This is a genomic window from Nocardia araoensis NBRC 100135 (assembly GCF_000308435.1).
Taxonomy (GTDB): domain Bacteria; phylum Actinomycetota; class Actinomycetes; order Mycobacteriales; family Mycobacteriaceae; genus Nocardia; species Nocardia araoensis.
The window spans coordinates 25789-52182 of the sequence record NZ_BAFR01000006.1; the positions used below are offsets into that span (position 1 = coordinate 25789).

Genomic DNA, 26394 nt, shown 5'->3' on the forward strand with positions numbered 1-26394 from the left:
CGAGGATGTCTCGCGGCCATGGGCCACTGAAGGATCGCGAGAGCTAAGAGCGATGGTGGAGGTAGCTGCGCCAGCTCGCGTGGCGGGTGATGTCGGTGGCGGCGTTCGCGGCGTCGTAGGTGCAGGCGAATCCGACGACAGTGCGGCCATCGGCGAGTTCGATGCTGGTCAGCGCCATGGGGGCGGGCAACTCGGCGAGGAAGCGGCCCAGCCCGGCCGGGGAGACGCGGAACAGCTCTCCCTCGATCGGAGCGCCGAGGCCCGGTCCGTGGCGCACGAGTCCCGGCTTGGGCGGGGTGGTGTCCAGTGCGGTCAGGCGGTAGGCGTCGGTGGTCTCGATGTCGCCGAGGAAGCGGGCGCCGAGTTGCTCGAGTTGCCAGTGCAGCGGCTGCCCGCGCAGGTGCGCACCGAAGACGGCCAGGTCGACACCGCCATCGACGAGCAGCGGCGCGCTGTCGAGTCCGAGCAGACGGGCGGCGAGATCGACGGCCACCTGATCGGCGAAGGCAGGAGTGACCAGCATGACGCCGAAGGGCGCGCCGTCGGCGGTGGGTGCGCCGGGAACGGCGACGGCGGCCATGTCCAGCAGGTTGCAGAAGTTGGTGTACGTGCCCATCCGCCGGTTGATACCGATGGGATCGGCCGCCACAGCGGCGATGCTCGGGTGCTCGGTGGTCGTCGGCAACAGCAGTGCGTCGAAGCCGTACAACAGTTCGGCGGCCGCTGCCTTGGCGCGGGCCAGCGTGTCGAGGTCGGCGGCGAACGCCGGACCGGTCTTCTGCCGCGCCGCGCCGATGATGGCGGCGACCGTCGGATCGGCGCCCGCGGGTGCGGTGTCCAGGAACGCGCCCACCGCGGCATAGCGTTCGGCGACGAGGGCGCCGTCGTAGAGCAACAGCGCGGCGTCGAGCAGGACGGAGATGTCGATTTCCTCGGTCTTCGCGCCGGTGTCGGCGATACCTGAGACGGTGCGCGCGAACGCTTCCCGATACGGCTCACTGAGCGCGGCCAGGTCCTCGGGGCGCGGCACGGCGATGCGCGGCGCGAGCGGGGCGGCCAGGCGGATATCGGCCGGCCAGGGTCGGCTGCGCGGGTCACGCGGCTCCGGGCCCGCCATCACCGCCGCCGCGGACACCGCCGAGGCGAGGTCGGCGGCGAAGACCGTCACGGCGTCGTAATCCGCACAGGCGGGGACGGTCCCGTGCGCCGGGATCACCCCGAGGGTGGCTTTGATGCCGACGATCCCGTGCAGTGCGGCGGGCACGCGGCCGGATCCGGCCGTGTCGGTGCCGATTCCGATATCCGCGATGCCGAGCGCGACCGCCGCCGCGGAACCGGAACTCGACCCGCCCGAGACCAGCTCCGGATCGAAGGCGTTGCGCACCGCGCCGTACGGGCTGCGCGTCCCGACCAGTCCGGTGGCGAACTGGTCCAGGTTCGTCTTGCCCAGTATCAGCGCCCCCGCCGCGCGCAGCCGCTCGATCGCCGCCGCGGTCACCTCCGGCAGGTAGGCGAACTCCGGGCAGGCCGCGGTGGTCGGCAGCCCCGCCACATCGATGTTGTCCTTCACCGCCACCAGCACTCCGGCCAGCGGCAACGTCTCTCCGGCGGCGAGCCGCCGCACGAGAGCGGCCGCTTCGGCGGCGACTTCGGATTTGGGTCGCAGGGTGATCCACACCTCGGGCCGATCGACTTCGGCGATCCGCCGATAGGCGGCCGCGACGCGTTCGACGGGATCGGCTGCCGTGTTGCCTAGGAGGGGCATTCAGTCGACTCCGATCACTACTAGGGGAGTTCCCGGCTCCACCTTGGCGCCGGGCGTGGTCAGTACCTTCAGCACGGTGCCCGCGTTCGGGCTGTGCACGGGTAGTTCGAGTTTCATCGCCTCCAGGACGGCCACCGGCGCATCGGGTGTAACCCTCTGCCCCGGTGCGACTTCCACGCGCCACACATTGCCGATCATCGGTGCGGTCACCACCGTCGCGTCAGGGGGCAGCCCCGCCAGCGGGTCGTCGACCGGTGCGGTGACGGGCGCGACGGTGGCGCGTTCGAACTCGCCCGCCGCCCGCCACGCCTGCTTCTCCGCCTCGAACGCGGCGGCCTGCCCGGCCTCGAACGCGGCGATGGAGTCGGCCTCGGTGCGCAGCAGCCGCAGGTGGTCGGCGAGCGCGAAACTGCCCTCGCTCACTTCGGCGTCGAATCTTCCCGCCTCGGCCGCGGCACGGTGCTCGAGCAACTGCTCCGCGCCGACCGGTTCCCAGACGATGCGATCGAAGAACCGGAACAGCCAGGGCGTGCCCGCTTCGAACGGCGCGGACTGCCGGTAGCTCGACCAGATCGGCACGGTGCGGCCGATCAGCTGGTAGCCGCCCGGGGAGGCCATCCCGTAGACGCACAGGTACTTGCCGCCGATACCGACGGCGTCGGAGGGTGTCCAGGTGCGCGCCGGGTTGTATTTGGTGGTGACCAGACGGTGCCGTGGATCGAGCGGAACCGCCAGCGGCGCGCCGAGGTACACATCGCCGAGACCGAGCACCAGGTACTCGGCGTCGAAGACGGTGGCGCGCACATCGTCGACGCTGTCGAGCCCGTTGATGCGGCGGATGAACTCGATGTTCGACGGCAGCCAGGGCGCGGCGTCGCGCACGCCGCTGCGGTAGCGGTCGATGGCTTCGGCGATCGAGGGATCGTCGAACGACAGCGGCAGCCGGATGGTGCGGCTCGGCACCACCAGGTCGGTCGTGGCCGGCAGGTCGAGTTCGAGTTCGGCCAACGTGCCGAGCAACCGGTGCTGCGCCAGCACCTCCGGGTCGAAGTGGACGTGCAGGGACCGGACGCCGGGGGTCACATCGAGAATGCCGGGCAGCCGGATGGCCGCGAGTGCTTCGGCCAGTGCGTGCACCCGCATGCGCAGCCCCAGATCGAGGACCATCTCCCCGTATTCGACCAGCACGTTGTCGTCCCCGCCGCGCAGGTAGCGCACTCGCGGGCGGTCCCGCGACGCCTCGACGCCGCCGAGCACGCCTCGATCACGCAAGGCGGCGCGGGAATCGGTGACCAGATCCGACACGCGGCTGCCGTTGGACGCGCGCAAAGCGGCCGCCTTGTCATCGTCGACCGGCACGAACCGCACCGAGTCGCCGGGGCGCAACTGACCCATCCGCCAGCGATGGGCGGACACCACGGTGAGCGGACAGGCGAAGCCGCCGAGGCTCGGGCCGTCGGGACCGAGCAGGATGGGCGTGTCGCCGGAGACGTTCAACGCGCCCACGCTGTAGGGATTGTCGTGCAGGTTGGACGGGTGCAGCCCGGCCTCACCGCCGTCGGTGCGCGACCAGGCCGGTTTCGGGCCCTCCAGCCGGATGCCGGTGCGATTGGCGTGGCTGCCGACTCGCCACGGGTGCGTGCAGAACTGGGTCATGTCGGCGTCGGTGAAGTACGCGGGCGAGGTCTGCGGGCCGACACCGACCGCGAGCTGCCACTCGTGGGTGAACTCCGGCCGGTCACCCGGCGGTACCGCGGCGGGTGCGCCGAGTGTGCCGACGTCCGCCGGGGCGATACCCAGCACGTCGCCGGTGGCCACCGCCTTACCGGTCACACCACCGAATCCGCCGAGGGTGAAGGTGGACGCGCTGCCGTGATAGAGCGGTGCGTCGATGCCGCCGCGTACCGCCAGATAGGTGCGCAGGCCGGTGTCGGTCGGTGCGCCGATGTCCAGTACCGCGCCCGCGGCCACGGTGACGGGCTCCCACATGGGCACCGGCCGGCCGTCCACCGTCACCGGAGTCGGCGCACCGGTCACGCACACGATGGAGGTGTCGGAGAAGCGCAATTGCGGGCCCTGCAAGGTGCATTCGAGCGCGGGGACGCCGGCCGGGTTGCCGACCGCGGTGTTGGCGAGGGTGAAGGAGAGGTCGTCCATCGGACCGGACGGCGGAATGCCGACCTCCCACAGGCCGATCCGGCCCGGATGGTCCTGCACCGTGGTCATGGTTCCGCCGCGCAGCACGTCGATACGGCGTCCGACCGGGCGGATCTCGGCCAGCGTGGTGGTGGTGTGCGCGGTGCGCAGGACCCGGCCGTCGGCTGTGGCCTGACGCAGTTGCGGCAGATTCGTCTGCACACCGTAGATCCGGGTCGCGGTGAGAGCGGTGCGCAGTGCGGCGAAGGCGTCGGCTCGGTTCTCGCCGGTGCCGATCACCTTGGCCAGCAGCGGGTCGTAATACGAACTGACCTCGGTACCCGTGCCGACCCACGTGTCGACCCGAACGTCGTCCGGGAAGTGCGCGGCCGTGACCAGGCCCGCGCTCGGGCGGTAGTCGTGGCCGGGATCTTCCGCGTAGACACGCGCCTCCACCGCGTGACCGGTGATCGCCGGTCCACTCTCGGGCTGCTCGTCCACCATCGTGGTGTCGCCACCGGCCAGGCGCAACATCCATGCCACCAGGTCGACGCCGGTGACCGCCTCGGTCACCGGATGCTCCACCTGGAGGCGAGTGTTCATCTCCAGGAAAGACGCGGCGCCGCTGTCGGCGTCGTAGACGAACTCCACCGTCCCGGCCGAGCGGTACCCGACCGAGCGGGCCAGTTCCCGCGACGCGGCGAGCAGGTGCTCCGACAATTCCGCGGTGAGTCCCGGCGCGGGCGCCTCCTCGATCACCTTCTGGTTGCGGCGTTGCAGCGAGCAGTCCCTGGTCCCGAGGCTGACGACGCGGCCGTTGCCGTCGCCGAACAACTGCACTTCGACGTGCCTGGCCCGCGCGACGAAACGTTCCAGGAAGACGCCCGTCGAACCGAAGTTCGCCGCGGCGATGCGCTGCACCCGCTCGTAGGCCGCGCGTACCTTGTCCGGGCCGAAGCAAGCTTGCATGCCGATGCCGCCACCGCCGCCGACCGCCTTCAGCATCACGGGAAACCCGATCCGCTCCGCCTCCGCCACCGCGTGCTCGGCCGATTCGAGCAGGTCGCTGCCGGGGATGAGCGGCACGCCCACGGCACGGGCCGCGGTGCGGGCGGTGTGCTTGTCACCGAAGACGCGCAGCTGCTCTGGGGTCGGTCCGACGAACGCGATGCCCGCCTTCTCGACCTCGGCGGCGAAATCGGCGTTCTCCGAGAGAAAACCGTAGCCCGGATGAATGGCTCCGGCACCGGTCGTCAGCGCCGCCTCGACCACCGAGTCGGCGCGCAGGTAGGACCGCGCGGCCGGTCCCGGGCCCAAGCGCACCGCGACATCGGCCATTTCGACGTGCGCCGCGCCGACATCGGCATCGGAGTACACGGCCACCGTCTTCAGCCCGAGTTCCCGTGCCGTGCGTATGATGCGGCAAGCGATCTCGCCGCGATTGGCGACGAGCACCGTATCGAATTCCAGACTCACTGCCCGCTCCCTGCTATTCCGTTGCCAGCGACATCGCCGCGATCGCGCGGGTGACCCGTTCGAGCACCACGTCCAGCGATTCGCCGATGTGCGTGTGCAGCAGCCGATACGCGAGCGGAAGGTCGTCCGCCAGAACGGCGTCCAGGATTCCGAGATGCTCGGCGATGGTGGTCTCGATCCGGTTGTTGACCATGAAGTCGTACATGCGCACGTGGCGGATGCGGGAATTCACGGCTTTGAGCGCGCGCACCATCTCGGTGTTGCCCGCCGCGGTCAGCAGCGTGACGTGGAATTCCTCGTCGCGCACCACGAAACCGGGTTCCTGTACGGGAGGGTCGGCGCGCAGTTCCAGCCAGGCGGCGCGCTCGGCTTCCAGCAGCGCCCGATCGTGGGCGACTGCGGGGTTGGTCATCGCGCGCTGGAGACCGCCCAGCTCCAAAGTGATTCGCAGCTCGTACAGATCGCGGATCAAGGGGATGCTCGGCCGGACCGGACTGAACCCGTATTCTTCGCGTTGCAGCAGTCCGTCCGAGCACAGGACGGTCAGCGCTTCGCGGATCGGTGTGCGCGAAATGCCGAAGCGCGTGGAGAGTTTCGGCTCGGTGAGGCGTTCGCCGAACTTGATGTCCCCGTTCATCAGCTCGCCGCGCAGCTTCTCGTACACCACGTCGCGTAGCGGTTTGCCCGCCGCGTCGGCCAGGGTCGCTATCCGTGTCGACATGGCTGTATACGCTATTGACCTCGCATTTCGGTGGAGTGTCCGTAAGTTATCGCCGCGTTAGCGTCTGCTCACCGCGCCGGTCGGAGCAATGTTCGGCGGCCATACGGGGTACCCGGGGTGAAACGGAAAGCGGTGCCGGCTCGACAGAGTCATCGGGTCGGTTGTCCATCAGCGAAGCATCGAGGAGACGGTATGAAGCGCAGCACGAAGTTCGCCGGAGCACTTGCCGCCGTTGCGGCGGCGACCCTAGTGGCGGCCGGTAACGCCCAGGCCGACCCGGGTACGGTCTACTTCTCGGCGGGCAGCACGAACTGCGCGATCTTCGCGAACGGCTCCGTAGGATGTGATTTCGGCTATCCCCAGCACATGAGCTACCACGTCGGCGGCACCTACATCCCGGTGCCGGTGACGGTGAACGAGATCGTGATCGACCAGGGCTGGCTGCCCGCGCATCCCACCTTCGACCCGGCCACGCCGTACACACTGCCTGGCGGCAACCCGAGCATCGACGCGGTGAAAACCGGCTCGGGACAATGGGGTCCGATCATCGAGCACGCCGGGGCGTCGTGCCAGGTCGGCTTCCACGGCAGCTTCAGCTGCCAGGCGCTGGGCCGGGGATTCAGTTCCTACGGCGGTACGGTCACCGCCTGAGCGCCCGACCGGCGCGCTCGCCGATCGCTCGCGCGCCGGTAGCGGGTGCGCGGCTACCGGCCGCCGGTGCCGTCGAGCCGGATGATCTGGGCGTTCACCGTGCCGGCCGCGGCACCGGCCAGATAGGCGACGACCGCGCCCGGCTCGGTCGGCCGCATCGCGGCGATGGCGGTCTCGAGTTCCGCGTTGCCGATCGTGCCGACGCCGTAGCTGACCGTATTGACGGTGATCCGCCGGGGCGTGAAGTCCGGGGCCACGGCCTGGCCGAGCTGCTCGACCGCGCCGCGCGTCGCGTCGTGGACCGCGCTGCCCGGGTTGGTGGGATCACAGACGGTGATGACCCGGCCTTCGTCGGCCAGGTGCTGCAGGGCCAGCTGCAGGCCGTGGAAGACGCCCTTCACCGTCGCCGCGAAGCCGCTGTCGAACGCCTCCGAGGTGAGCTTGGGGAACGGCTCGGACTCCGGCACCGCCGCGGTGTTCACCAGGACGTGCCAGCCTCCGCAGTCCTCGAGCAGCGCCTGCACCAGCTCCTCGTATTCGTCGCGATCGGCGATGTCCGCCGCGAGGGCCAGCGCCGCGCCGCCCGCCTCGGTGATCTCCTTGACGACCTCCGCGGCGGGTTCGGGGAAGTGCGGATGCTGCACCACGACCTGAGCGCCTTGCGCGGCAAGCGTTTTCGCGATAGACCTGCCGATTCCGGTGTAGGCCGCCGTGACCAGCGCGGTCTTCCCGGACAGCGGTTTGTCCGCGGGCGCGCCATCGACGGGCTTGCTCATCTGCCGACCTTTCGTCGATTGCGGGAATTGGGTTTCAGCGATGATATTCCCGCATGCGGTCCGACCAACCTACAAAGGTCCGCCCACCGTCATCGTGTCCGGCAACGGAGAAGGCCCCCGACCAGTATTGGTCGGGGGCCTTCCCGTCGTCTCAACCACGAGTCGGGGTGACAGGATTTGAACCTGCGACCTCTTCGTCCCGAACGAAGCGCGCTACCAAGCTGCGCCACACCCCGTGAAGCGAACCTGGAGTAGCTTACAACAGGGGTGCCCGAGACGTTAAACCGGCAGGTCAGTCACCCTGCGAGGGGTCGAATGCTGGTGAAGATGCGTTTGGCGGTCTCGGCGTCGAGCGCGTGCGGGACGCCCGTGTCGGCGGCGATCACCATGACGAAGTTTCCCTGCTCGTTGGGGAACGCGGCGGTGTAGACGGAGTACGCCTTCGCGCAGCCGGGCTTGGCGTCGGCGACGGTGCCCTTGGTCTCCACGAACATGCCGTGCTGCGATCCGTCCAGCGACGCCAGCGGCATGGGCAGACCGGGTGTGCCGCCGGGCGTCGCCTTGTAGGCGAGCGTGGCGGTTCTCGTGCCGAGTTCGGTGGCCGCCTTTCCCGGGTCGGAGGTGTTGGAGCCGGTGAGGAAGGATACGGTCCGGGTCGAGCCGGGGCAGTAGCCTTTGCCCTCGCTGGCCAAGCCTTTCCCCGCGACGGCGTTCGGCGGCTCGCCGAAGCCCCCGATGGTGCCCTGCGGCGCGACCGTCCAGTCGGCGGGCACGTCGTAGGCTGCGCCGCTGTCGGGCGCTCGGACGACCTGGAAGCCGGGGACGACCGGAGTCTTGTCGCCGGAACCCCGCGTGGTCGTCGTCGGGGCGGATCCGGTCGTGGTTCGGGCGGGCGCGCCCGCTGTGGGGCTGTTGGCGGTAGTGAGCGCGTTCACCATCGACGGCTCCGCGCCCTGAGCGGATCGGTCCGTCTTCATCCTCGTCAGGGCCACAGCTCCGGCCACGAGACCGGCCACCAGCAGCGCCGCCAGGCCGGCCGTCAGGACGGCTTTTCCGCCCTTGCTTCCGCCCGGAGGGTTCGGCGGACCTCCGAATCCGCCCTGCGGAGCGTAGCCAGGTTGAAATCCGCCATCGGGCGCCGTGCCGAACTGCCCGGGGCCGCCGCCGGGTTGCCACTGCGAGGCCTGCCCCGGTTGGCCGAACCCGTTGGCGTTCGGATAGCCGAACAGGGTCGGCGCAGAATCACTGGGTCCCGTCGGGGAACTCGGCCCGCGGCGGCCCAAGACGGCGGTTTGGTCGAGCGCGCCCAGCGGCTGCCCGAGCATGGTCGGATCGTTGCGCCCGGGTGCGCCGGGATCCGGCTCGGCCTGCGGCGGCCACTGCCCGGATGGCGTCTGCCCGAGGGATCGGGCGAGCATGGTCGGGTCGTTGCGGCCCGCTGTTCCGGGCTGCTCGGGTCCCGGCTGCCTGCCGCCCCACTGGGCGAGCAAGGTCGGGTCGTCCTGCGCGGACTGGTTCGGCGCGGAACCGCCGTCCGGGGCCCAGGAGAGAGCGGGATCGCTCTGCCAGCCGGGTCGCCACTGGAGTGTCGGTGCGGGTTCCTGGTATGGCTGCCACTGGGACGGGTGCCCCGGAGTCTCGGCGGAGGGCTGGTCCTGAGCCGCACGCTGCCAAGGCGTGCCTGCTGGGCGTCCCGGGTCCGGCTGCCATTGCGTGGGCTGCTGTTGCGCGCCCGGATGCGCTCCGCTGTGCGGCGGACGAGCGCTGTTGTCGTCGTCCGGCGGAGTGGGGACCGAATGCAATGGGGGAAAGGTTTGTTGCCGAGGAGTCGGCGGCCCGGCGGGCCGTCCCGGAGTCGTCGGGTCGCGCCGGTCGTCGAATCCACTCACAGTTGTCCCCTACCTGCCACACGTCTCGGCAGGGGACATTAGCGGGCGATGGCCTCCGATGCCGACACTCCCTGGCCCGTGTCGGCTCCCGGCCGCTTCGGCGGCGCGGCCACCAGCGTCAACAAGGTCGCCTCCGGGCGGCAGCAGAATCGGTACGGCGCCCACGGCGAGGTGCCGACACCGGCGGAGACGTGCAACTGGGTGTGCTCGCCCCACTTCGACGACCCTTTCACCCGGGACCGGTCGATCCCGCAGTTGGTGACCAGTGCGCCGTATCCGGGCAGGCACAACTGGCCGCCATGGGTGTGCCCGGCGAGCACCAGGTCGTACCCGTCCTCGGCGAAGCGGTCCAGCACCCGGGGCTCGGGGGAGTGGGTGAGGCCGAGCCGCAGGTCGGCCAGCGGATTCGGGGCGCCGGCGACAGTGTCGTACCGGTCGCGCTGCAAATGCGGATCGTCGACGCCTGCGGTGGCGATGCGGATGCCCGCCACTTCGAGGTCGCGACGCACATGCGTCAGATCGAGCCAGCCGCGCTCGGTGAAAGCCGCGCGCAGGTCCTTCCACGGCAGCGGAGCGCCGTAGGTGCGGCGGTGGTCCTTCTTGAAGTACTTCAGCGGGTTCTTCGCCACCGGCGCGAAGTAGTCGTTGCTGCCGAAAACGAAAAGGCCCGGGCGGGAGAGCAATCCGCCGAGGGCCTGGACCACCGCGGGCACCGACTTCTGGTGCGAGAGATTGTCGCCGGTGTTGACCACCAGGTCCGGCTCCAGCCGGTCCAGCTCCCGCAGCCACTGCTGCTTGAGCTTCTGACCCGGCATCATGTGCAGGTCACTGAGGTGGAGCACCCGCAGCGACGACGACCCCGGCGCCAGCACGGGCATGGTCGCCTCCCGTAGGACGAAGGCGTTGCGTTCGACCAGCGAGGCGTAGCCGATTCCGGCCACCGCGGCCCCGGCGGCTCCCAGCGCGGTCGTGCGTACAGCAGAGGTCGAGATCACGGGCATTTGCCCAGCATAGGTGACCTCGCGCAGGAGCGCCGAGTGTGTTTCCGCACAGGCGACCGTTTTTCCGGCCGGAAATCGGGCCGCGCGGCAAATGTAGTGGGACCACCGCGGCCGAGCGGCTACCGTGAGCGGCATGTCGGAACTCAAATCGCAGCTGCGAGCGGATCTCACCGCCGCGATGAAAGCCAAGGACACGCTGCGCCTTTCCACGTTGCGGATGCTGCTGTCGGCGATTCAGAACGCCGAGGTCGCCGGGGCACAGGCTCGTGAACTCACCGACGCCGAGATCGTCTCCGTGTTGCAGAAGGAGTCCAAGAAGCGCAGCGAATCCGCCGAGGTCTACACGCAGGCCGGGCGCGGCGAACTGGCGGCGAACGAGCGTGCCGAGGCGCAGATCATCGAGGAGTACCTGCCGACCCAGCTCACCGAGGCGGAGGTCGCCGATCTCGCCGACACCGCCATCGCGCAGGTCGCCGAGGAGATCGGCGAGCGTCCCGGCATGCGCCAGATGGGGCAGGTCATGAAGATCGCCACCGGCCTCGCCGCGGGCAAGGCCGACGGCTCGCGCATCTCGGCCGCGGTGAAGGCGCGGCTGTAGGTTCGCGACGCGAAAGGGGCCGCGAACCGTATGGGTTCGCGGCCCCTTTCGCTTGCTCAGCGCGGAATCGGGATCGGAATGGGGATCGGTGGCAGCCGGGGCACGGGAAGTCCCGGGAGGCCCGGCGGCGGCGGAGGCGGCCCCGGCGGCGGCGCGGCCCGGACGGTGCCGTCGCTGATGTAGAGCGTGATCACCGAACCGGGGATCGCCGACCCGTTGGGCGCGGTGCCCATGACGGTGCCCTTGGGGCGATCGCCCGCCCCGGTCACCGGCGACACCTGGAAGCCCGCGGCGACCAGAGCGGAGGTGGCCTCGCCCTGGGTCATGCCGACGACATCGGGTACCTGCGCGTTGTTCGCGCCGCGCACGTACTTGTGGTCCAGCGGGGGCAACCCCGGCGGCGGGAACAGCGGTATCACCGGCTTGATCGCGTTGAACCAGGTGCGCGCGGGCTCGTTACCGCCGAACAGGTTGCCGTCGCCGCAGTTGCGCAGCGGGAACGAGCAGATCTCACCCGGGGTCGGGCTGTCGCCGTAGGCGTAGACCGCGGCGGCCAGAGCGTTCGTGAAGCCGAGGAAGGCCGAGGAGCGGTGGCTTTCGGTGGTGCCGGTCTTGCCCGACATCGGGAAGTTCCAGCCCACCGACTGAGCCGCGCCCGCCGCCGTGCCGGAGATGTCGTCCTTGCTCATGGCGTTGGCCAGGGTGTTGGCCAAGCCCGGCTCGACGACCTGCTCGCAGGCCTGCTGGGTCAGCGGCACCTGCTTGCCCTGGCGGTCGACGACCTCCTTGATCGGGTTCGGCGGGCACCACCGGCCGCCGGACCCGAGCGTCGCGGCGACGTTGGACAGCTCCAGCGGATTGATCGCGACCGGTCCCAGGGTGAACGAGCCGAGGTTCTGTTCCTTGATCATGTCGGCGAGGCTCTGGTTGCCGTGGCCCGAGGTGCCCGCTTCGGTGAACGAGCGCATGCCGAGCCGGACCGCCATGTCGACGGTCGGGGTGACGCCGACGGCCTGGATCAACTTGACGAACGCGGTGTTCGGCGACGTGGCCAGCGCCTCGGTCACCGACATGGGCGACTTGTACTTGCCCGCGTTCTCGACGCAGTAGGTGGCGGGCGGGCAGCCGCGGGCGCCGCCGTTACCCATGCCCTTGGCCTCGAACCGCCCCGGCACGTCGAGTTGGGCGTCGATGCCGAGCCCCTTCTCCATGGCCGCCGCGGTGGTGAAGATCTTGAAGATCGAGCCCGCGCCGTCGCCGACCATGGAGTACGGCTGTGGTTGCACGGTCTCGTTCGCGTCCCGGTTCAGGCCGTAGGTGCGGCTGCTGGCCATCGCGAGCACGGGGTGGGTGTCGTGCCCGGGGCCGACCACCGACATGACTTCCGCGATGTTGTCCAGGTTCGGGTTCGCCGCGTCGGTCACCGCTCGTTTCACCGAGTCCTGCACGGCCGGATCGAGGGTGGTCTTGATCAGGTAGCCGCCCTTCTCGATCTGTTCGCGGCTGATCCCGGCGTTGGCCAGGTACTCCAGCGCGTAGTCGCAGAAGAAGCCGCGGTCGTTGGCCGCGATGCAGCCGCGCGGCAGGCCCTTGGGTTCGGGCAGCACGCCCAGCGGCTTGGTCTTCGCCTCGCGGAACTCCTCGGCGCGGCTGGGAATGTTCTGGATCATCGTGTCCAGCACCGTGTTGCGCCTGGCCAGCACGCCGTCCGGGTTGGTGTAGGGGTTCAGCTTGGAGGAGCTCTGCACCATGCCTGCGAGCATCGCGGCCTGCGAGACGTTCAGTTCGGCCGCGTCCACGCCGAAGTAGGTCTTCGCCGCGTCCTGGATGCCGTAGGACGAGTTTCCGAACGGGACGAGGTTGAGGTACCTGGTGAGGATCTCGTCCTTGGTCAGCTGACGGTCCAGCGTCAGCGCCATCCGGATCTCCCGGATCTTGCGGGCCGGAGTGGTCTCGATGGCGGCGCGGCGCTCGGCGTCGGTCTTGGCGACCACCAGCAGCTGGAAGTTCTTCACGTACTGCTGGTCCAGCGTCGAGGCGCCCTGCTGGACCTCGCCGCTGGCGGAGTTGGTGAGGAATGCGCGCAGCGTGCCCTGCCAGTCGACGCCCTCGTGCTCGGCGAAGCGGCGGTCTTCGATGGACACGATCGCCAGTTTCATGTCGTTGGAGATCCGGTCGCTGGGCACCTCGAATCGGCGCTGCTCATACAGCCAGGCGATCGGATTGCCCGCCGCGTCGACCATGGTCGAGACCGCGGGCACCGTTCCCTCGACCAGCTCCGAGGAGACGTTGTCGACAGCGTCGGCGGCACGGTTGGAGACGAACCCGAAGCCGCCGGCGAGCGGGAACAACAACCCGGCGACGAGCACGGAGGCCAGCACGCAGCTACCGGCCAGCCGCGCGAGCGTATGTGTGATCGGCACGAATCAAGACTACGGGTTGCCATTCCGGCGTTCTTGGCGGCATTTGTCCGAAGGGCGGAACTGGTTGTTCAGGAACCGGAATGGGCGTGTCGCGTCATCGTGCCCGGCGTGTCGCGGGAGGGCGCGCACGCAATCTGCCTGCCCGTCCAGTGCGCGCCCGGCTTTGCAGGGACGGACGTACCAAAAAATCTCGAGGTGGTCTTGCGCAAGCGCCATACCTTTACCTAGATTGAGAACCCAGTGTGATAGAGCTAACACTCAAAGTGGAATGTGGTGCACTTCGCAGCGGGGTTTGGGTGCTGCGTGGTGACAACGCGATTCTGGAGCGCCGTTGACCCGGTGTTCGGACTGCAAAGGGGCACACCAAATGCACATGACAACCCCCATCGCTCGATTGGACGTGGAGCAGGCCGAAGCAAGGATCGCCTGGGTAGCCCAGGCACGATGCAAGGAAGTGGATCCCGATCAGTTGTTCGTCCGCGGCGCGGCGCAGCGCAAAGCGGCGACGATCTGCAGGCACTGCCCGGTGCTCATGCAGTGCGGTGCCGACGCGCTGGACAATCGCGTCGAGTTCGGTGTGTGGGGCGGCATGACGGAGCGGCAGCGTCGCGCCCTGTTGAAGCAGCATCCGGAAGTGACCTCGTGGGCCGATTTCTTCCAGGCCCAGCGCCAGCATCAAGTGGCGATGTAGCCCCGGCGAAGTCGAAACAGAGCCCGCGGAAGCGGGCTCAGTTTCGTTTCAGGACTGTTATTTCCGTTCGGAGCAATAGCGGATACGCCTAAGTATCAGGCGGTCGCGGGCGCCGTACCGGCGAGCTGATCACCGACGGCGCGCAGCGCGTCGAGGTCGGACACTTCGAACGGAAGCGCGGTGACCGACACGATCGGCACCCGCGGATGGGCGCCGGTGAAGCGGTGCAGTAGATGCTGTTCCCGCTTATCGGTGGCGACCCGGCGGGCGTGCACCCGCAACACCGCCGCGGTGAGTGGATCGGAGTCCGCCACCTGGTCGGCGGCGGTGAGCGCGTGATCGGCGGGCAGCGAGCTCAGCACGGGATGGGTGCGGTTGAGCACCAGGCCCGCCAGCGGCATGCGCTCGGTGGAGAGGCGGTCGACGAAGAACGAAGCCTCCCGCAGCGCGTCCGGCTCCGGCGCAGCCACCACGAGGAAATGCGTGCCCGGCTTCGACAGCATCGCGAAGGTGCGCTCGGCCCGCTCCTGGAAGCCGCCGAACAGCGACTCCAGGGATTGCAGGAAGTTCGACGCGTCCTTGAGCATCTGCCCCCCGACGACGGTGGACACACCGCGCACCGCCAGGCTCATCGCCCCGGTCACGAGCCGGGTCACGCCACGGCCGGGAGCCATGATCACCCGGATCATCCGGCCGTTGAGGAAGTTGCCCAGTCGCTTCGGGGCGTCCAGGAAGTCGAGAGCGTTGCGCGAGGGCGGCGTGTCGACCACGATCAGGTCCCATTCCCCGCGGTGGGCCAGCTGGCCCAGCTTCTCCATCGCCATGTATTCCTGTGTGCCGCCGAAGGAGGAGGCGACCGTCTGATAGAAGGGGTTGGCGAAGATCTGCTCCGCTTTCTCTCCGCTGGTGTGCTCGAGCACCATGTCGTCGAACGTGCGGCGCATGTTGAGCATCATCGCGTGCAGCTCGCCCTTGGCCTCCGGCCCCAGCGCCACCCGCTGCGGGTTGTTGCCGAGGTCGGCGACGCCCAGTGACTGAGCCAGTCGGCGCGCGGGGTCGATGGTGAGCACCACGACCTTGCGCCCCTGTTCGGCGGCGCGCAGCGCGATGGCGGCGGCGGTGGTCGTCTTGCCGACGCCGCCGGAGCCGCAACAGACCACCACGCGCGCCGACGGGTCGGCGATGATCCGCGAAATATTCAGCGGGGCAGCCGGGGGATGGGTCGGCGTGCTCATCGGACTCCCTGTGCGGTGAGGTGTTCGGCTAGTTCGTACAGCCCGCCGAGGTCCATTCCGTCGGGAAGGGCGGGCAAGTAGAGCCGGGAGATGTCGACCTTCGCCAGTTCTTCGGCGCTGTCGTCCTGTGCTTGCAGAGTCGCGGAGTGCTCCATCGTTTCGGTGAGCAGCCCCTGGAAGTCGCTGTCCGGGAGGCTGATCCCCGCGGAGTCCAGGCCCGCGCGAATCGCGTCGGCGTCCAGATCACCCTCGGCGGCCCGGGCGCGCAGCTCGGGCGGGAGCTGCCCCTCGGTCGCCCGGTTCACGATGACGGTGCCGATGCGCAGGTCCGCGGCGGTGAGTTCGGCGACGGCGTCGGCGGTTTCCTGCACCGGTAGCGCCTCCAGCAGTGTGACCAGGTGAATCATGGTCTGGTCGGAGTGCAGCAGTTGTGAGACGCCCTCGGCCTGCGACGCGATCGGCCCGCCCTTGGCCACCTCCGCCATCGCCTTGGTGACGTCGAGAAAGCCGGCGATCCGGCCGGTGGGCGGAGCGTCGACCACGATTTCGTCGTAGACCCGTTTGCCGGACTTGTCCACCCGAACCGCGCACTCCTTGATCTTGCCGGTCAGGATGACGTCGCGCAGACCCGGCGCGATCGTGGTGACGAACTCGATGGCGCCCATCCTCCGCATCGCGCGGCCCGCGAAGCCGAGGTTGTAGAACATGTCGAGGTATTCGAGGAAAGCGTGCTCGATGTCGAGGGCCAGCGCGACCACCTCGCCACCGCCGTCCGCGGTGGCGATCCGTGTCTCGGTCGGCGGCAGCGGCGGCAGATCGAACAGTTGCGCGATCGATTGCCTGCTCTCCACCTCGACCAACAGCACCCGGCGCCCGCCGGCGGCGAGCGCCAAGGCCAGCGCCGCGGCGACCGTCGACTTGCCCGTGCCTCCCTTGCCGGAGACGTAGTGCAAGCGGGCCTGTTCAGCGCGCTTCGGCCACCTTGCGCCCACTCCCGGCTCCTCCGAAAGCGGCACTGCTGTTGGTACTCCCACGATCGCGAGCCTATAACTGGTTCGCCGCCGCGGGGCACGGGCCGTACCAGACGGGTGAGTCGAAGGGCGCGCCTCCCTGCGACGACGGCGACGCATGTCGAGTTCCTCACGTGACCGTGCCGGCGCAGCTCCCGGTAGCGGACGCGGCCGTACCGCCTGTGGCTTTCGGCGCTCCCGACTCCAGTTCGCGGCTCCGAGAATCGGTGGCTGCCCCGGACCGCCGCGCTACCTCGATCCACGGGTAGGCGCGGTACGTCGCCCACACAGCCGATTCGGCGTGGCTCCGGCTCGGGCAAAGCGAGACCGGCTGTTCATTCCCCGCGGCCCCGAGCTCTGTCCGAACAACGCGACAAGATCGGCAGCAATATCGCGATGACGTCGCGAAACCACCTCGATCCCGGGTAGCGCGACTCCCGCCCCACGCGCCCAGCGCACCCGAACCACGAGGCTCGCAAACGAACGCGCCCAGCGCACCTCAACCACGTCTTTCGAGCGAAGCGAGACCGAGCCTGTCCCGTTCGCGGCCCGGCTCGCGTGTGCTCGGCCGCCGCGTCCGCGACGAAGGAGCAAGCGGCGGTCGCGCACACGCGAGCCACAAAGGGGCCGCGAACACGCCGCGACGAAGTCGCGGCAATCAGACAGAGCTACGCTCTCGCACATGAGTGATACGACCTTGTGGGAGTACGCGACCGTCCCGCTGCTGACGCACGCGACGAAGCAGATTCTGGATCAGTGGGGAGCCGACGGCTGGGAGCTGGTCACCGTGCTGCCCGGCCCGACCGGTGAACAGCACGTCGCCTACCTCAAGCGGCCCAAGTAGCGAAGGAGGGTGACGCAGTGACCCAGTGGGAGAAGAACCTCGCCGAACTCGGAATCACCCTGCCCCCGGTCGCGGCCCCGGTCGCGGCCTACATTCCGGCGATCCGCACCGGGTCGCTCGTCTACACCTCCGGTCAGCTGCCGTTCGTGAACGGCGAGCTGTCCGCGGTCGGCAAGGTCGGCGCGGAGGTCTCGGTGGAGGCGGCCAAGGAAGCCGCCCGGCTGTGCGCGCTCAACGCGCTGGCCGCGGTGCACGATCTGGTCGGGCTGGACGCGGTGGTGCGGATCGTGAAGGTGGTCGGATTCGTCGCCTCGGCACCCGGTTTCGCCGATCAGCCGGTGGTGATCAACGGTGCGTCGGAGTTCCTCGGTCAGGTCTTCGGTGACGCGGGCAAGCACGCGCGCTCGGCCGTCGGTGTCTCGGAACTGCCCCGCAACACTCCGGTCGAAGTCGAACTGATCGCCGAGGTGCGCTAGACCGGAATTGTCGGCTCCGTTTCTATCCGAGGTTTTGCGATGACGTTGACACACCCCGCCTACGGGCAGCTCCGGCAGGTCACCGAGACGGCGGCGGTGCTGCTCGCCGACAATCCCGGACAGATGACCCTGGAGGGAACGAACACCTGGATCCTGCGCGCGCCGGGGCGGTCGGACTGTGTGGTGGTGGACCCGGGGCCGAAGGACGAGTCGCACAGCGCCGCGATCGCCGAGGCGACCGGCGGCCGGGTCGCCCTCACCTTGATCACCCATCGCCATCACGACCACACCGGCGGTATCGATCGGCTCGTCGAGCTGACCGGGGCGCCGGTGCGCGCCAAGGATTCCGGCTTCCTGCGCGGCTCGGACGCCCCGCTCGTCGACGGTGAGGTGATCGAGGCCGCGGGCCTGCGGATCGCCGTGCTCGACACGCCGGGCCACACGGGTGACTCGGTGAGTTTCGTGCTCGACGACGCGATACTGACCGGCGACACCATCCTCGGCGCGGGCACCACCGTGCTCGACTCGAGCGACGGCACGCTGGCCGACTATCTGTCCTCGCTGGACCGGCTGGTCGAAGCGGGCAAGGGCAAGGCGCTGCTTCCTGCGCACGGGCCCGATCATCCGGATCTCGAGCCGGTGGCGCGTTACTACATCGCGCATCGGCACGAGCGCCTCGATCAGGTGCGGGAGGCGCTGCGGACGCTCGGCTCGGATGCGGGCGCGATGGCGGTCGTACGGCGCGTGTACGCCGACGTGGACAAGCGGCTGTGGCCCGCGGCGCGCAGTTCGGTGCAGGCGCAACTGGACTACCTGCGCGTGCACGGCTAGCGGGAGCGACACAACGCCGGGTTCAGTGGAGCGCTGAACCCGGCGTTTCGTCGTATGGGTGCTCGTTTACCGGGCGCGGCGGGCCAGGCGCTCGGAATCGGAGATGAGCACGCTCTTGCCCTCCAGCCGCAGCCAGCCGCGATGCGCGAAGTCGGCGAGCGCCTTGTTCACGGTCTCGCGGGAGGCGCCGACCAGCTGGGCGATCTCCTCCTGGGTCAGGTCGTGGGTGACGCGCAGCGCGCCCGCCTCTTGCGTGCCGAAGCGCTGCGCGAGCTGCAGCAGCGCCTTGGCGACGCGGCCGGGCACGTCGGTGAAGATCAGGTCGGCCAGGTTGTTGTTGGTCCGGCGCAGGCGGCGGGCGAGGACGCGGAGCAGTTGCTCGGCGATCTCCGGCCGCTGGTCGATCCAGGTCTTGAGGGCGTCGCGGTCCATCGTCACCGCGCGTACCTCGGTCACCGTGGTGGCGGTGGAGGTGCGCGGACCGGGGTCGAAGATGGACAGCTCGCCGAACATGTCGGACGGGCCCATGATGGTCAGCAGATTCTCGCGCCCATCGGGCGAACGGCGTCCGATCTTCACCTTGCCGGACGTGATGATGTACAGCCGGTCACCCGGCTCACCCTCGTTGAAGATGACATGACCGCGCGGGAAATCCACCGGCTGAAGTTGCTTGGCGAGGGCGGCCACCGCAGTGGGCTCGACGCCCTGGAAGATGCCTGCTCTGGCGAGGGCCTCGTCCACGAATGTGCTCCTTAGGGAAATGGCTCTGTACCGGACCGAAGCGACTCGGCCAACAGCGCAGTCTACGCGGCGTCACTACAGCGTAGTGACGGACACCACGTAACGAGTGGATTGCGCGACACTCGCGCCGCCTCAGCTCGCGCGGGCCACGTCCATCTCCTCGCCGCGGGAGCGGCGCTTGCGCATCCGGGCAACGGCGGCGGGCAGACCGAGTTTCGTCAGCTCCTTCACCTCGGCGTTGCTTGCCTTGTCCAGGTACTGCTGAACCTCTTCGTCGGGTTCGAGAAGCTTGCGGAGCCGGTTCTCGACCCGCTCCATACCCAGTGCGAACAGCATCAGCACCACTGGGAAGAGCACCACAGCGAGTCCTTGCATGACGAGCAGTAAACACCGTCGAGGTCTCAGATGGAACACGGCAACTGAACTGGAAGGGCAACGTTGTCCGGCGGTTCCGTATGGTGGACGCGTGCGCGTCTCCCCCTCCACCGCCTCCGGGAACGGGCTTCCGCCCGGCTCCGAGCCCTCCGGAACGCCGCCGGTCGCCGCCGCGGCTCCGAAACGGAAAACCAGGGCACGACAGGCGGAAACCCGGCTCGGGCTGGTTCGTCGCGCGCGCCGGATGAACCGGGAACTGGCGACCGCTTTCCCCGACGCGCACTGCGAACTGGATTTCACCACACCGCTGGAATTGGCGGTGGCGACGATACTTTCGGCGCAGTGCACCGACGAGCGCGTGAATCTCACCACGCCCGCGCTGTTCGCCCGCTACCCGGACGCCCGGGCCTACGCCGAGGCAAATCGCGCGGAGCTGGAGGAATACATCCGCCCGACGGGGTTCTTCCGGAACAAAGCCTCCTCCCTGATCGGACTCGGCCAAGCGCTGCTGGAACGTCACGACGGTGAATTGCCTCACACCCTGACCGAACTGGTCCAGCTGCCCGGCATCGGGCGCAAGACCGCCAACGTCATCCTCGGCAACGCGTTCGGGGTCCCCGGCATCACGGTCGACACCCACTTCGGCCGCTTGGTGCGCCGCTGGGGATGGACCGAGGAGGAGGACCCGGTCAAGGTCGAGCACATCGTCGGCGCGCTGATCGAGCGCAAGGAATGGACGATCCTCTCGCACCGGGTCATCTTCCACGGACGGCGCGTCTGCCATTCCCGCAAGCCCGCGTGCGGCGCGTGCGTCCTCGTCAAAGACTGTCCGTCGTTCGGGATCGGGCCGACCGATCCGGAAGCCGCGGCCAAGTTGGTGAAGGGGCCGGAGCGGGAGCATCTGCTCGAGCTGGTGGGCCGGTGAGTTCGGAGCCCTCGGGCCGAAGGAGTACGGGACATGCGTGGCGCTGGGCACTTGCCGGTTTGATCGTCGTGGTCGCGCTCGCGGTCGCGGTGTGGCCGCGCGGCGACGACCGGACCGAAGAACAACACCCGGCTCCCGTCGCCTCCGGCGTCTCCGACGACCTGCGCGCCGCCGCCCGTCTGCCCGACTGCCCGAGCGGCGCAGTCCCTGGTAACGGTCCGCTGGCCGGGATAACACTGGGATGCCTGGCGGACGGCAGGCCGGTCGACCTGGCCGCAGCGCTGGCCGGCAAGCCCGCCCTGCTGAACCTCTGGGCCTACTGGTGCGCACCGTGCGCCAGGGAGTTGCCGTATTTGCAGCAATACGCCCAACGCGCCGGAAACGCGATTACGGTGCTGACCGTGCACAGCGACCCTGATGAGGCCAAGGCACTGTCCCGTTTGCGCGGACTGGATGTTCGATTGCCCGGCGTACTCGACGCCGACGCGCGAGTGCGCACGGCCGTCGGAGCCCCCGCGGTGCTGCCGATCTCGGTGCTGGTGCGGGCAGACGGCTCGGTCGCCGACGTCGAGGTGCGCGCTTTCGACGGGGTGGATGACATCGCGAATACCGTCGCGGGCAAGCTCGGAGTGGTCGCATGACGATGCGGGTGGATGAATCGATGGTGGAGGTGACGGTGCGGGCGTGCACGCGGGTCGGTGGGCGAAGGCGCGGGGGAGGTGCGCGATGACCATCGAGATGCCGCCCGGCATCCCGGCATGGCTGACCCGCTCGGCCGAACCGGCCCCCGACAGCGCCGACACCATGACCAGGGCGCGTGCGCTGCGCCGCGCCATGACCGTGACCTCGAAACCGCGTCAGGCGGCGGTGCTCGTGCTGTTCGGCGGCTCGCCGGAGCCGGACCCGGAAGCGCCCGGCGGGCTGCCCGCCGATGCGGAAGTGTTGCTCACCCAGCGCGCCTCGACCTTGCGCCAGCATCGCGGCCAGGTGGCCTTCCCCGGTGGTGCGGCGGACCCGGGCGACGCCGGACCGATCGATACCGCACTGCGGGAGGCTTGCGAGGAGACCGGCCTCGACCGTTCCGGCGTGGAACCGTTCGCGGTGCAGCCGAAGCTGTTCGTGCCGGTGTCCCGTTTCGACGTGACGCCGGTGCTCGCGTACTGGCGCACGCCGGGTGCGGTGAAAGTGGTCGACCAGAGCGAGACCGAGCGGGTCGTGCGCGTTCCGCTCGCGCGACTGCTGGACCCGGCCAACCGCTTCCTGGTCCGCAGCCCGCTCGGCTATCAGAGCCCGGCGTTCCAGGTGGACGGCATGCTGGTCTGGGGCCTTACCGGCGGCATCCTCGCCGGGATCAGCAAGGCCTCCGGCTGGGACCGCGAATGGGACCACGAGGACGTCCGTGATCTACAGACCGCACTCGCCGCCGTGGGGATGACGTTATGAGCTCATCGGCCTGGCTCGACATCGCCGTCGTGCTGCTGGCCCTGCTCGCCGCCTCTTCGGGGTGGCGGCAAGGCGCGGTGGCCTCCGCGCTGGCCTTTCTCGGCGTGGTGCTCGGTGCGGTGGCGGGCATCCTGATCGCGCCGCACATCCTGGTGCACGTCGACGAGGGACGCACCAGAGTGCTCACGGGCGTGCTGCTCATCGTGGTGCTGGTGATCGTCGGTGAGGTCGCGGGCATGGTGCTCGGGCGCGCGGCGCGCAGCGGCATGCGTCATCCGTTCACACGCAGCGTGGACAGCGTGGTCGGGGCGGTGCTGCAGGCGGTCGCCGTGCTGGTCACCGCGTGGCTGCTGGCGCTGCCGCTGGCCACCTCGTCGCAGCCGGCCATCGCGACCGCGATCAACGGCTCCCGGGTACTCGCCGACGTCAACGACGTCGCGCCGAACTGGCTGCGCAAGCTGCCGAACGAATTCTCCAAACTGCTGAACACCTCCGGCCTTCCGGACGTGATCGGGCCGTTCGGGCGGGCGCCGATCGCCGCCGTGGAACCACCCGATCCGAGCGTGCTGGCCAGCCCGGTCGCCGCCTCGCTGCAACAGAGCGTGCTGCGTATCCGCGGTGTCGCGCCGAGTTGCCAGCGGGCGCTGGAGGGCTCGGGCTTCGTGATCGCTCCGGAGCGTGTGATGACCAACGCCCACGTCGTCGCGGGCACTACGAGCGTCGACGTGGACACCGCTTACGGGTCGCTGCCCGCTTCGGTGGTGCTGTTCGATCCGTTCACGGATGTCGCGGTGCTGTCGGTGCCCGGCCTCACCGCTCCGGTCGTGCCTCAGGCGCCGTCGCCCGCCCGTACCGGCGACAGCGCCATCGTGCTCGGCTACCCGGGCGGTGGCCGGTACACCGCGAGCGCGGCCCGGATCCGCGAGACCCTGGATCTGACCGGCCCGAACATCTATCGCGACGGAACGGTGAAGCGTGAGGTGTACACGGTCCGCGGGCTCGTCCAGGCAGGCAACTCCGGTGGGCCGCTGGTGGATACCGAAGGACAGGTGCTCGGGGTCGTGTTCGGCGCGGCGGTGACCGACAACGACACCGGTTATGTGCTGACGCTCAACGAAGTCCGCTCCGAGCTCGACGCTTCGCAGCGTTCCGATGGTCCGGTGGCCACCGGAGCGTGCGTGTTGAGCTGATCCGCGGTGCTCAGCGCGACGCGGGCCGCACACACCATCGGTGCCGCGTGACTCGTTCGGCCGCAGGGGTGCTCGCGCTTGTGGACGCGAGGGCACGGATTCGGTGTAGGCGCCCGTTCGTCTCCCTTTGGTCCCGGCCGCGAACCCGCGGTCGGGGACCAAAGAGATCAGTCGAGGAGTTCGGCGAGTTCCTTCGTCACGGCGTCCGGGTTCTCCTGATGGGCGAAGTGCCCCGCGGCCGGGATACCGGCCAGCCGCCGCTCCGGTGAGAGATGAAGGTCGCGGCGGAAGGTTCCCGGCAGCACGTACGGGTCCAGCTCGCCGCGCATGGCCAGGACCGGGATGTGGATGGGTTCACGCATGGTCGCCATGAACCGGCGGCCGTCCGGACGCCACTGGCTGCGGAAGGCCCAGCGCTGGTACTCCAGCGCGCAATGCGCAGCGCCGGGGATCCGGATCGCCGACCGCATCCGCTGTGCGGTGTCGACGAATTCGGCGGTGCCCGCCCAACCGGCGCTCACCCGCTGGCGCAGCAGCCGTTCGACTTCGAAGCCGTCGGCGGTGGTCAGCAAGTGCTCGCCGTACCGGGGGAGCTGATAGCGAAGGAAGTTCGGCAGCCAGGCCGCGCGCTGGCGGCGGTTGCGCAGCACGGAACTCTTCAGCGCCGACGGGTGCGGCGAGCCCACCAGCGCGATCGAGCGAACCAGCCGCGGATGCAGCACCGCCGTGGTCCAGCAGACCAGGCCGCCTTCGGCGTGCCCGGCCAGCGTCGCCTCGGTATAGCCGAGCGCACGGATCAGCCCGGCGACGTCACCGGCGAGGGTCCAGCCGTCGTAACCGCGCGGCGGCTTGTCGCTGTCGCCGTAGCCGCGCAGGTCGACGGCCACGGCGCGGTAGCCGAGTTCGGCCAGGCCGGTCAGTTGGTGCCGCCAGGACCACCAGAAGTCCGCGAAGCCGTGCAGCAACACGACCAGCGGAGCATCCGGCCGTTCCGGCGCCGCGTCCACCACGTGGAATCGGATGCCGTTGGCGTGAACGTCCCGATGCGTCCACGGTCCGTCGTAACGGACGCTGGACGGATCCGGAAGGAAGTTCGCCGACACGCCGATCGAGCCTAGTAGCCGCCGTACCGGCTCGCGAACGCGCGCCTAGGAAGTCTGCTTCTCCAAGGCGATGCGGTCGTCGTGCGCGGCGGCGCCCAAGCCGTGCGGCAGTACCGTACGCGCCTGCTTGAGTGAATCGATCGTCTTCTCCGGCGCGCGCAGTTTCTTCACCCGGCGGTAGCCGAGGAACGCCAGCACGGCGGTCGCCACGACCATCAGCAGGAAGACGATCAGGAAGGCCGCCCAGCGGGCCAGCCACACGTCGAGCAGTTCGCCGAGGAAGAAGAAAAAGAAGAACGTGCTGAACAACAGCACGGTGAGCGCGAGGATGAAGTAGACGCTGCCCTGCAGGCCCTTCTTGATCTCACCGGTGACTTCGGCCTTGGCCAGCTCGACCTCGGCGCGGACCAGGGTCGACATCTGCTCGGCGGCGTCGCGGACCAGGGTCCCGAAACTCGCGGAACCGAGCGGATCGGCATCCGTGAGCGGAATGGAGGTGACCGTACGACCGCGCTCCGCGTCGTTCCCGTTACCGCCGTGGTTGAAACTCACTTGGTCGACCCTTCTCCCTGTCCCGGCACTGCTTCAACTCCCGTTCGATCGGCGGTGCTCCCGGTGTCCTCCGTGGTCACGCAGGCTACCGCCTCCGGGCGGATCGCTCGCGCCGCCGTATTGTTCACGTTGTAGCGCACGGGCGTCCCGCCGAGCCTGGTGGACACGCCCACGCCGCAACAGTAGCGCCGAACCGGCGAGCGACGCCGTCATTGATGTCACCAACACGGCGGCCTTCGCCAACTCGACGGCCGACTCGCCCGCGGCATCGGCGAGCGCGAGTTCCGCCACGAGAAGGCTAACCGTGAAGCCGATCGCGCCGAGCACCGACAGGGCGAACATGTCCCGCCAGCCGAGACCGCCGGGGCGCGTCGCCACCCCGAACCGGATTGCCGCCCAGCTCATCCCGAAGATCCCCAGCGGTTTACCCACCAGCAGGCCGAGAATCACGGCCAGCGCGAGGCGGTCGGTGAACAACTCGCCGAAGATTCTCGGATTCAAGGGGACTCCGGAGGCGAAGAAGGCGAACAGCGGAACGCACAATCCCGCGGAAATCGGCTGAAAGAGGTGCTCGAGCCGGGTGGCAGGCGCTTCCCGCTCACCGGGATCCGGACGCACCCGCGTGAGCAAGCCGAGTGCGACGCCCGCCAAAGTGGGATGGATGCCCGCCTCGTGCAGCGCGTACCAGGAAACCAACGCCAGCGGGACATAGAGCAACGGCGTGCGGATTCGCGCGTGCTGACCCCATGCCCACCCGGCGAAGCACCCGGCGGCGGCGAGCAGCCACCACAGCGACACGGTCGTGGTGAACAGCACCGCGATCAGCACGATCGCCATCAGGTCGTCGACCACGGCCAGACTGAGCAGGAACACCCGCGCGCCCGCCGGGATGCGGGATCCGGTCAGCGCCAGCACGGCGAGCGCGAACGCGATATCGGTGGCGACCGGGATCGCCCAGCCGCGATCCATCCCGGTGATGCCGAACCCGACCACCGCCGCGATCAGCGCGGGGGTCACCACACCGCCGATCGCCGCGACCACCGGCAGGGTGGCGCGTCTGCGGTCGGCGAGTTCGCCGACGACCAGTTCGCGTTTGAGCTCCAGTCCGGCGACGAAGAAGAACACCGCCAGCAGACCGTCCGCGGTCCATTCGGCCAAGGTCAGTTCCAGGTGTAGCCGCGGTATCGCGACGACCGTCTCGGTGATCGCCAGATAACTGGCTCCCCAGGGGGAGTTCACCCACAGCAACGCGCTGGCCGCCGCGATCAGAAGCAATGCGCCGCCGAAAGTTTCCGTGCGCAGATAGCGGGACAGTTCCGAGCGCACTTGCGTGATCACGGGAAACCTTTCGGCCGGTGGTCGGGCGGCGCGGAGGCCGCACCCACCGGAATCGGCTCGACGGGTACGCGACCGCTCGCCGACCAGACTTCCCGGCACACCTTACGCAATCTTAACGGGTGCGGCCGGTGACGAATCTCGCCACCGGCCGCGCTCAATGCTGTGCGGTCAGCCCTTGCCCGCCCGGATCGCCTCGAAGACGCC

At 69.2% G+C, this 26394-nt stretch carries 24 protein-coding genes and 1 tRNA gene; 10 read left to right on the forward strand and 15 right to left on the reverse strand.

Annotated features, from left to right (window positions below):
• Nucleotides 1–43: 43 nt before the first annotated feature.
• The 3 genes from atzF to ON21_RS01470 are packed head-to-tail and all read right to left on the reverse strand — an operon-like array spanning nt 44 to nt 6098.
• Nucleotides 44–1765, reverse strand: a complete 1722-nt coding sequence (gene atzF / locus ON21_RS01460) for an allophanate hydrolase (protein WP_039794526.1) — start codon at nt 1763–1765, stop codon at nt 44–46.
• Nucleotides 1766–5377, reverse strand: coding sequence for an urea carboxylase (gene uca, locus ON21_RS01465; RefSeq protein WP_039794528.1), 3612 nt, complete (start codon nt 5375–5377; stop codon nt 1766–1768).
• A gap of 13 nt (nt 5378–5390) precedes the next feature.
• Nucleotides 5391–6098, reverse strand: a complete 708-nt coding sequence (locus tag ON21_RS01470; RefSeq protein WP_039794529.1) for a GntR family transcriptional regulator — start codon at nt 6096–6098, stop codon at nt 5391–5393.
• 192 nt (nt 6099–6290) lie between these two features.
• Here ON21_RS01470 and ON21_RS01475 point away from each other — a divergent pair, with 192 nt between their 5' ends.
• On the forward strand, nt 6291–6749 hold the full coding sequence (locus tag ON21_RS01475; RefSeq protein WP_039794530.1) for a hypothetical protein: 459 nt from the start codon (nt 6291–6293) through the stop codon (nt 6747–6749).
• Between the two features lie 53 nt (nt 6750–6802).
• Here the strand turns inward: ON21_RS01475 and ON21_RS01480 are convergent, their stop codons facing one another.
• From ON21_RS01480 to ON21_RS01495, 4 genes are all read right to left on the reverse strand, one after another.
• The gene (locus ON21_RS01480; protein ID WP_051020156.1) at nt 6803–7525 is read right to left on the reverse strand and encodes an SDR family NAD(P)-dependent oxidoreductase; all 723 of its coding nucleotides are present in this window, start codon (nt 7523–7525) and stop codon (nt 6803–6805) included.
• A gap of 162 nt (nt 7526–7687) precedes the next feature.
• A tRNA-Pro gene (locus ON21_RS01485) sits at nt 7688–7761 on the reverse strand.
• Nucleotides 7762–7821: 60 nt separating this feature from the next.
• Nucleotides 7822–9327, reverse strand: coding sequence for a DUF8017 domain-containing protein (locus ON21_RS01490; protein ID WP_169332659.1), 1506 nt, complete (start codon nt 9325–9327; stop codon nt 7822–7824).
• Between the two features lie 125 nt (nt 9328–9452).
• Complete coding sequence (locus ON21_RS01495; protein ID WP_039794532.1) at nt 9453–10415, reverse strand: metallophosphoesterase; 963 nt, start codon at nt 10413–10415, stop codon at nt 9453–9455.
• 133 nt (nt 10416–10548) lie between these two features.
• On the opposite strand from ON21_RS01495, the gene ON21_RS01500 reads away from it, so the two are divergent.
• Nucleotides 10549–11013 carry a GatB/YqeY domain-containing protein gene (locus tag ON21_RS01500; RefSeq protein WP_039794534.1) on the forward strand — a complete coding sequence of 155 codons (465 nt, stop codon included), beginning with the start codon at nt 10549–10551 and terminating at the stop codon, nt 11011–11013.
• A gap of 56 nt (nt 11014–11069) precedes the next feature.
• Here the strand turns inward: ON21_RS01500 and ON21_RS01505 are convergent, their stop codons facing one another.
• The gene (locus tag ON21_RS01505) at nt 11070–13436 is read right to left on the reverse strand and encodes a penicillin-binding protein (protein WP_039794536.1); all 2367 of its coding nucleotides are present in this window, start codon (nt 13434–13436) and stop codon (nt 11070–11072) included.
• A 367-nt stretch (nt 13437–13803) separates the two neighbouring features.
• Here ON21_RS01505 and ON21_RS01510 point away from each other — a divergent pair, with 367 nt between their 5' ends.
• A complete protein-coding gene (locus ON21_RS01510) occupies nt 13804–14127 on the forward strand; it encodes a WhiB family transcriptional regulator (RefSeq protein ID WP_014981178.1) in 324 nt (107 codons plus the stop codon).
• 95 nt (nt 14128–14222) lie between these two features.
• Here the strand turns inward: ON21_RS01510 and bagB are convergent, their stop codons facing one another.
• Entirely contained in the window at nt 14223–15362 is a 1140-nt protein-coding gene (bagB, locus tag ON21_RS01515) for an ATPase BagB (RefSeq protein WP_039794539.1), read from the reverse strand.
• A complete protein-coding gene (gene bagA, locus ON21_RS01520; protein WP_051020157.1) occupies nt 15359–16378 on the reverse strand; it encodes an ATPase BagA in 1020 nt (339 codons plus the stop codon). Before bagA ends, bagB begins: the two co-directional genes overlap by 4 nt.
• A 676-nt stretch (nt 16379–17054) precedes the next feature.
• Here bagA and sp36 point away from each other — a divergent pair.
• From sp36 to ON21_RS01530, 3 genes are read left to right on the forward strand one after another with little or no spacing between them, the layout of a single operon-like run.
• Nucleotides 17055–17216, forward strand: coding sequence for a Sp36 family protein (gene sp36, locus ON21_RS37810; protein WP_085994820.1), 162 nt, complete (start codon nt 17055–17057; stop codon nt 17214–17216).
• Nucleotides 17217–17233: 17 nt separating this feature from the next.
• Nucleotides 17234–17692, forward strand: a complete 459-nt coding sequence (locus ON21_RS01525) for a RidA family protein (RefSeq protein WP_039794541.1) — start codon at nt 17234–17236, stop codon at nt 17690–17692.
• Between the two features lie 39 nt (nt 17693–17731).
• A complete protein-coding gene (locus ON21_RS01530) occupies nt 17732–18523 on the forward strand; it encodes an MBL fold metallo-hydrolase (protein WP_039794543.1) in 792 nt (263 codons plus the stop codon).
• Between the two features lie 66 nt (nt 18524–18589).
• On the opposite strand, the gene ON21_RS01535 is transcribed toward ON21_RS01530, so the two are convergent.
• Entirely contained in the window at nt 18590–19264 is a 675-nt protein-coding gene (locus tag ON21_RS01535; protein WP_039794544.1) for a Crp/Fnr family transcriptional regulator, read from the reverse strand.
• Between the two features lie 132 nt (nt 19265–19396).
• Nucleotides 19397–19639: a hypothetical protein gene (locus ON21_RS01540; protein ID WP_039794546.1), complete on the reverse strand. Its 243-nt coding sequence runs from the start codon at nt 19637–19639 to the stop codon at nt 19397–19399.
• A gap of 223 nt (nt 19640–19862) precedes the next feature.
• Here ON21_RS01540 and nth point away from each other — a divergent pair, with 223 nt between their 5' ends.
• The 4 genes from nth to ON21_RS01560 all read left to right on the forward strand — a co-directional run bounded on the left by nth (nt 19863) and on the right by ON21_RS01560 (nt 23197).
• Nucleotides 19863–20564, forward strand: a complete 702-nt coding sequence (nth, locus tag ON21_RS01545) for an endonuclease III (protein ID WP_051020165.1) — start codon at nt 19863–19865, stop codon at nt 20562–20564.
• Nucleotides 20561–21205: a TlpA family protein disulfide reductase gene (locus ON21_RS01550; RefSeq protein WP_051020159.1), complete on the forward strand. Its 645-nt coding sequence runs from the start codon at nt 20561–20563 to the stop codon at nt 21203–21205. Before nth ends, ON21_RS01550 begins: the two co-directional genes overlap by 4 nt.
• An 85-nt stretch (nt 21206–21290) precedes the next feature.
• Nucleotides 21291–22007, forward strand: coding sequence for an NUDIX hydrolase (locus ON21_RS01555; RefSeq protein WP_039794549.1), 717 nt, complete (start codon nt 21291–21293; stop codon nt 22005–22007).
• Nucleotides 22004–23197, forward strand: a complete 1194-nt coding sequence (locus ON21_RS01560; protein ID WP_039794550.1) for a MarP family serine protease — start codon at nt 22004–22006, stop codon at nt 23195–23197. Before ON21_RS01555 ends, ON21_RS01560 begins: the two co-directional genes overlap by 4 nt.
• A gap of 167 nt (nt 23198–23364) precedes the next feature.
• Here the strand turns inward: ON21_RS01560 and ON21_RS01565 are convergent, their stop codons facing one another.
• Genes ON21_RS01565 through nhaA form a run of 3 tightly spaced genes read right to left on the reverse strand, consistent with a single transcriptional unit; the run spans nt 23365 to nt 26187 of the window.
• On the reverse strand, nt 23365–24300 hold the full coding sequence (locus ON21_RS01565) for an alpha/beta fold hydrolase (protein WP_039794551.1): 936 nt from the start codon (nt 24298–24300) through the stop codon (nt 23365–23367).
• Nucleotides 24301–24345: 45 nt separating this feature from the next.
• Entirely contained in the window at nt 24346–24852 is a 507-nt protein-coding gene (locus ON21_RS01570; RefSeq protein ID WP_039794553.1) for a phage holin family protein, read from the reverse strand.
• Nucleotides 24853–24885: 33 nt separating this feature from the next.
• On the reverse strand, nt 24886–26187 hold the full coding sequence (nhaA, locus tag ON21_RS01575; RefSeq protein WP_083880346.1) for a Na+/H+ antiporter NhaA: 1302 nt from the start codon (nt 26185–26187) through the stop codon (nt 24886–24888).
• Nucleotides 26188–26394: the final 207 nt, after the last annotated feature.

Coding starts and splice junctions, on each gene's coding strand:
- ON21_RS01555 (WP_039794549.1), top strand. CDS start 21,291: ATGACCATCGAGATGCCGCCCGGCATCCCGGCATGGCTGACCCGCTCG.
- sp36 (WP_085994820.1), top strand. CDS start 17,055: ATGAGTGATACGACCTTGTGGGAGTACGCGACCGTCCCGCTGCTGACG.
- ON21_RS01540 (WP_039794546.1), bottom strand. CDS start 19,639: ATGCAAGGACTCGCTGTGGTGCTCTTCCCAGTGGTGCTGATGCTGTTC.
- ON21_RS01530 (WP_039794543.1), top strand. CDS start 17,732: ATGACGTTGACACACCCCGCCTACGGGCAGCTCCGGCAGGTCACCGAG.
- bagB (WP_039794539.1), bottom strand. CDS start 15,362: ATGAGCACGCCGACCCATCCCCCGGCTGCCCCGCTGAATATTTCGCGG.
- ON21_RS01500 (WP_039794534.1), top strand. CDS start 10,549: ATGTCGGAACTCAAATCGCAGCTGCGAGCGGATCTCACCGCCGCGATG.
- ON21_RS01475 (WP_039794530.1), top strand. CDS start 6,291: ATGAAGCGCAGCACGAAGTTCGCCGGAGCACTTGCCGCCGTTGCGGCG.
- ON21_RS01495 (WP_039794532.1), bottom strand. CDS start 10,415: ATGCCCGTGATCTCGACCTCTGCTGTACGCACGACCGCGCTGGGAGCC.
- atzF (WP_039794526.1), bottom strand. CDS start 1,765: ATGCCCCTCCTAGGCAACACGGCAGCCGATCCCGTCGAACGCGTCGCG.
- ON21_RS01480 (WP_051020156.1), bottom strand. CDS start 7,525: ATGAGCAAGCCCGTCGATGGCGCGCCCGCGGACAAACCGCTGTCCGGG.
- ON21_RS01510 (WP_014981178.1), top strand. CDS start 13,804: ATGCACATGACAACCCCCATCGCTCGATTGGACGTGGAGCAGGCCGAA.
- ON21_RS01470 (WP_039794529.1), bottom strand. CDS start 6,098: ATGTCGACACGGATAGCGACCCTGGCCGACGCGGCGGGCAAACCGCTA.
- ON21_RS01560 (WP_039794550.1), top strand. CDS start 22,004: ATGAGCTCATCGGCCTGGCTCGACATCGCCGTCGTGCTGCTGGCCCTG.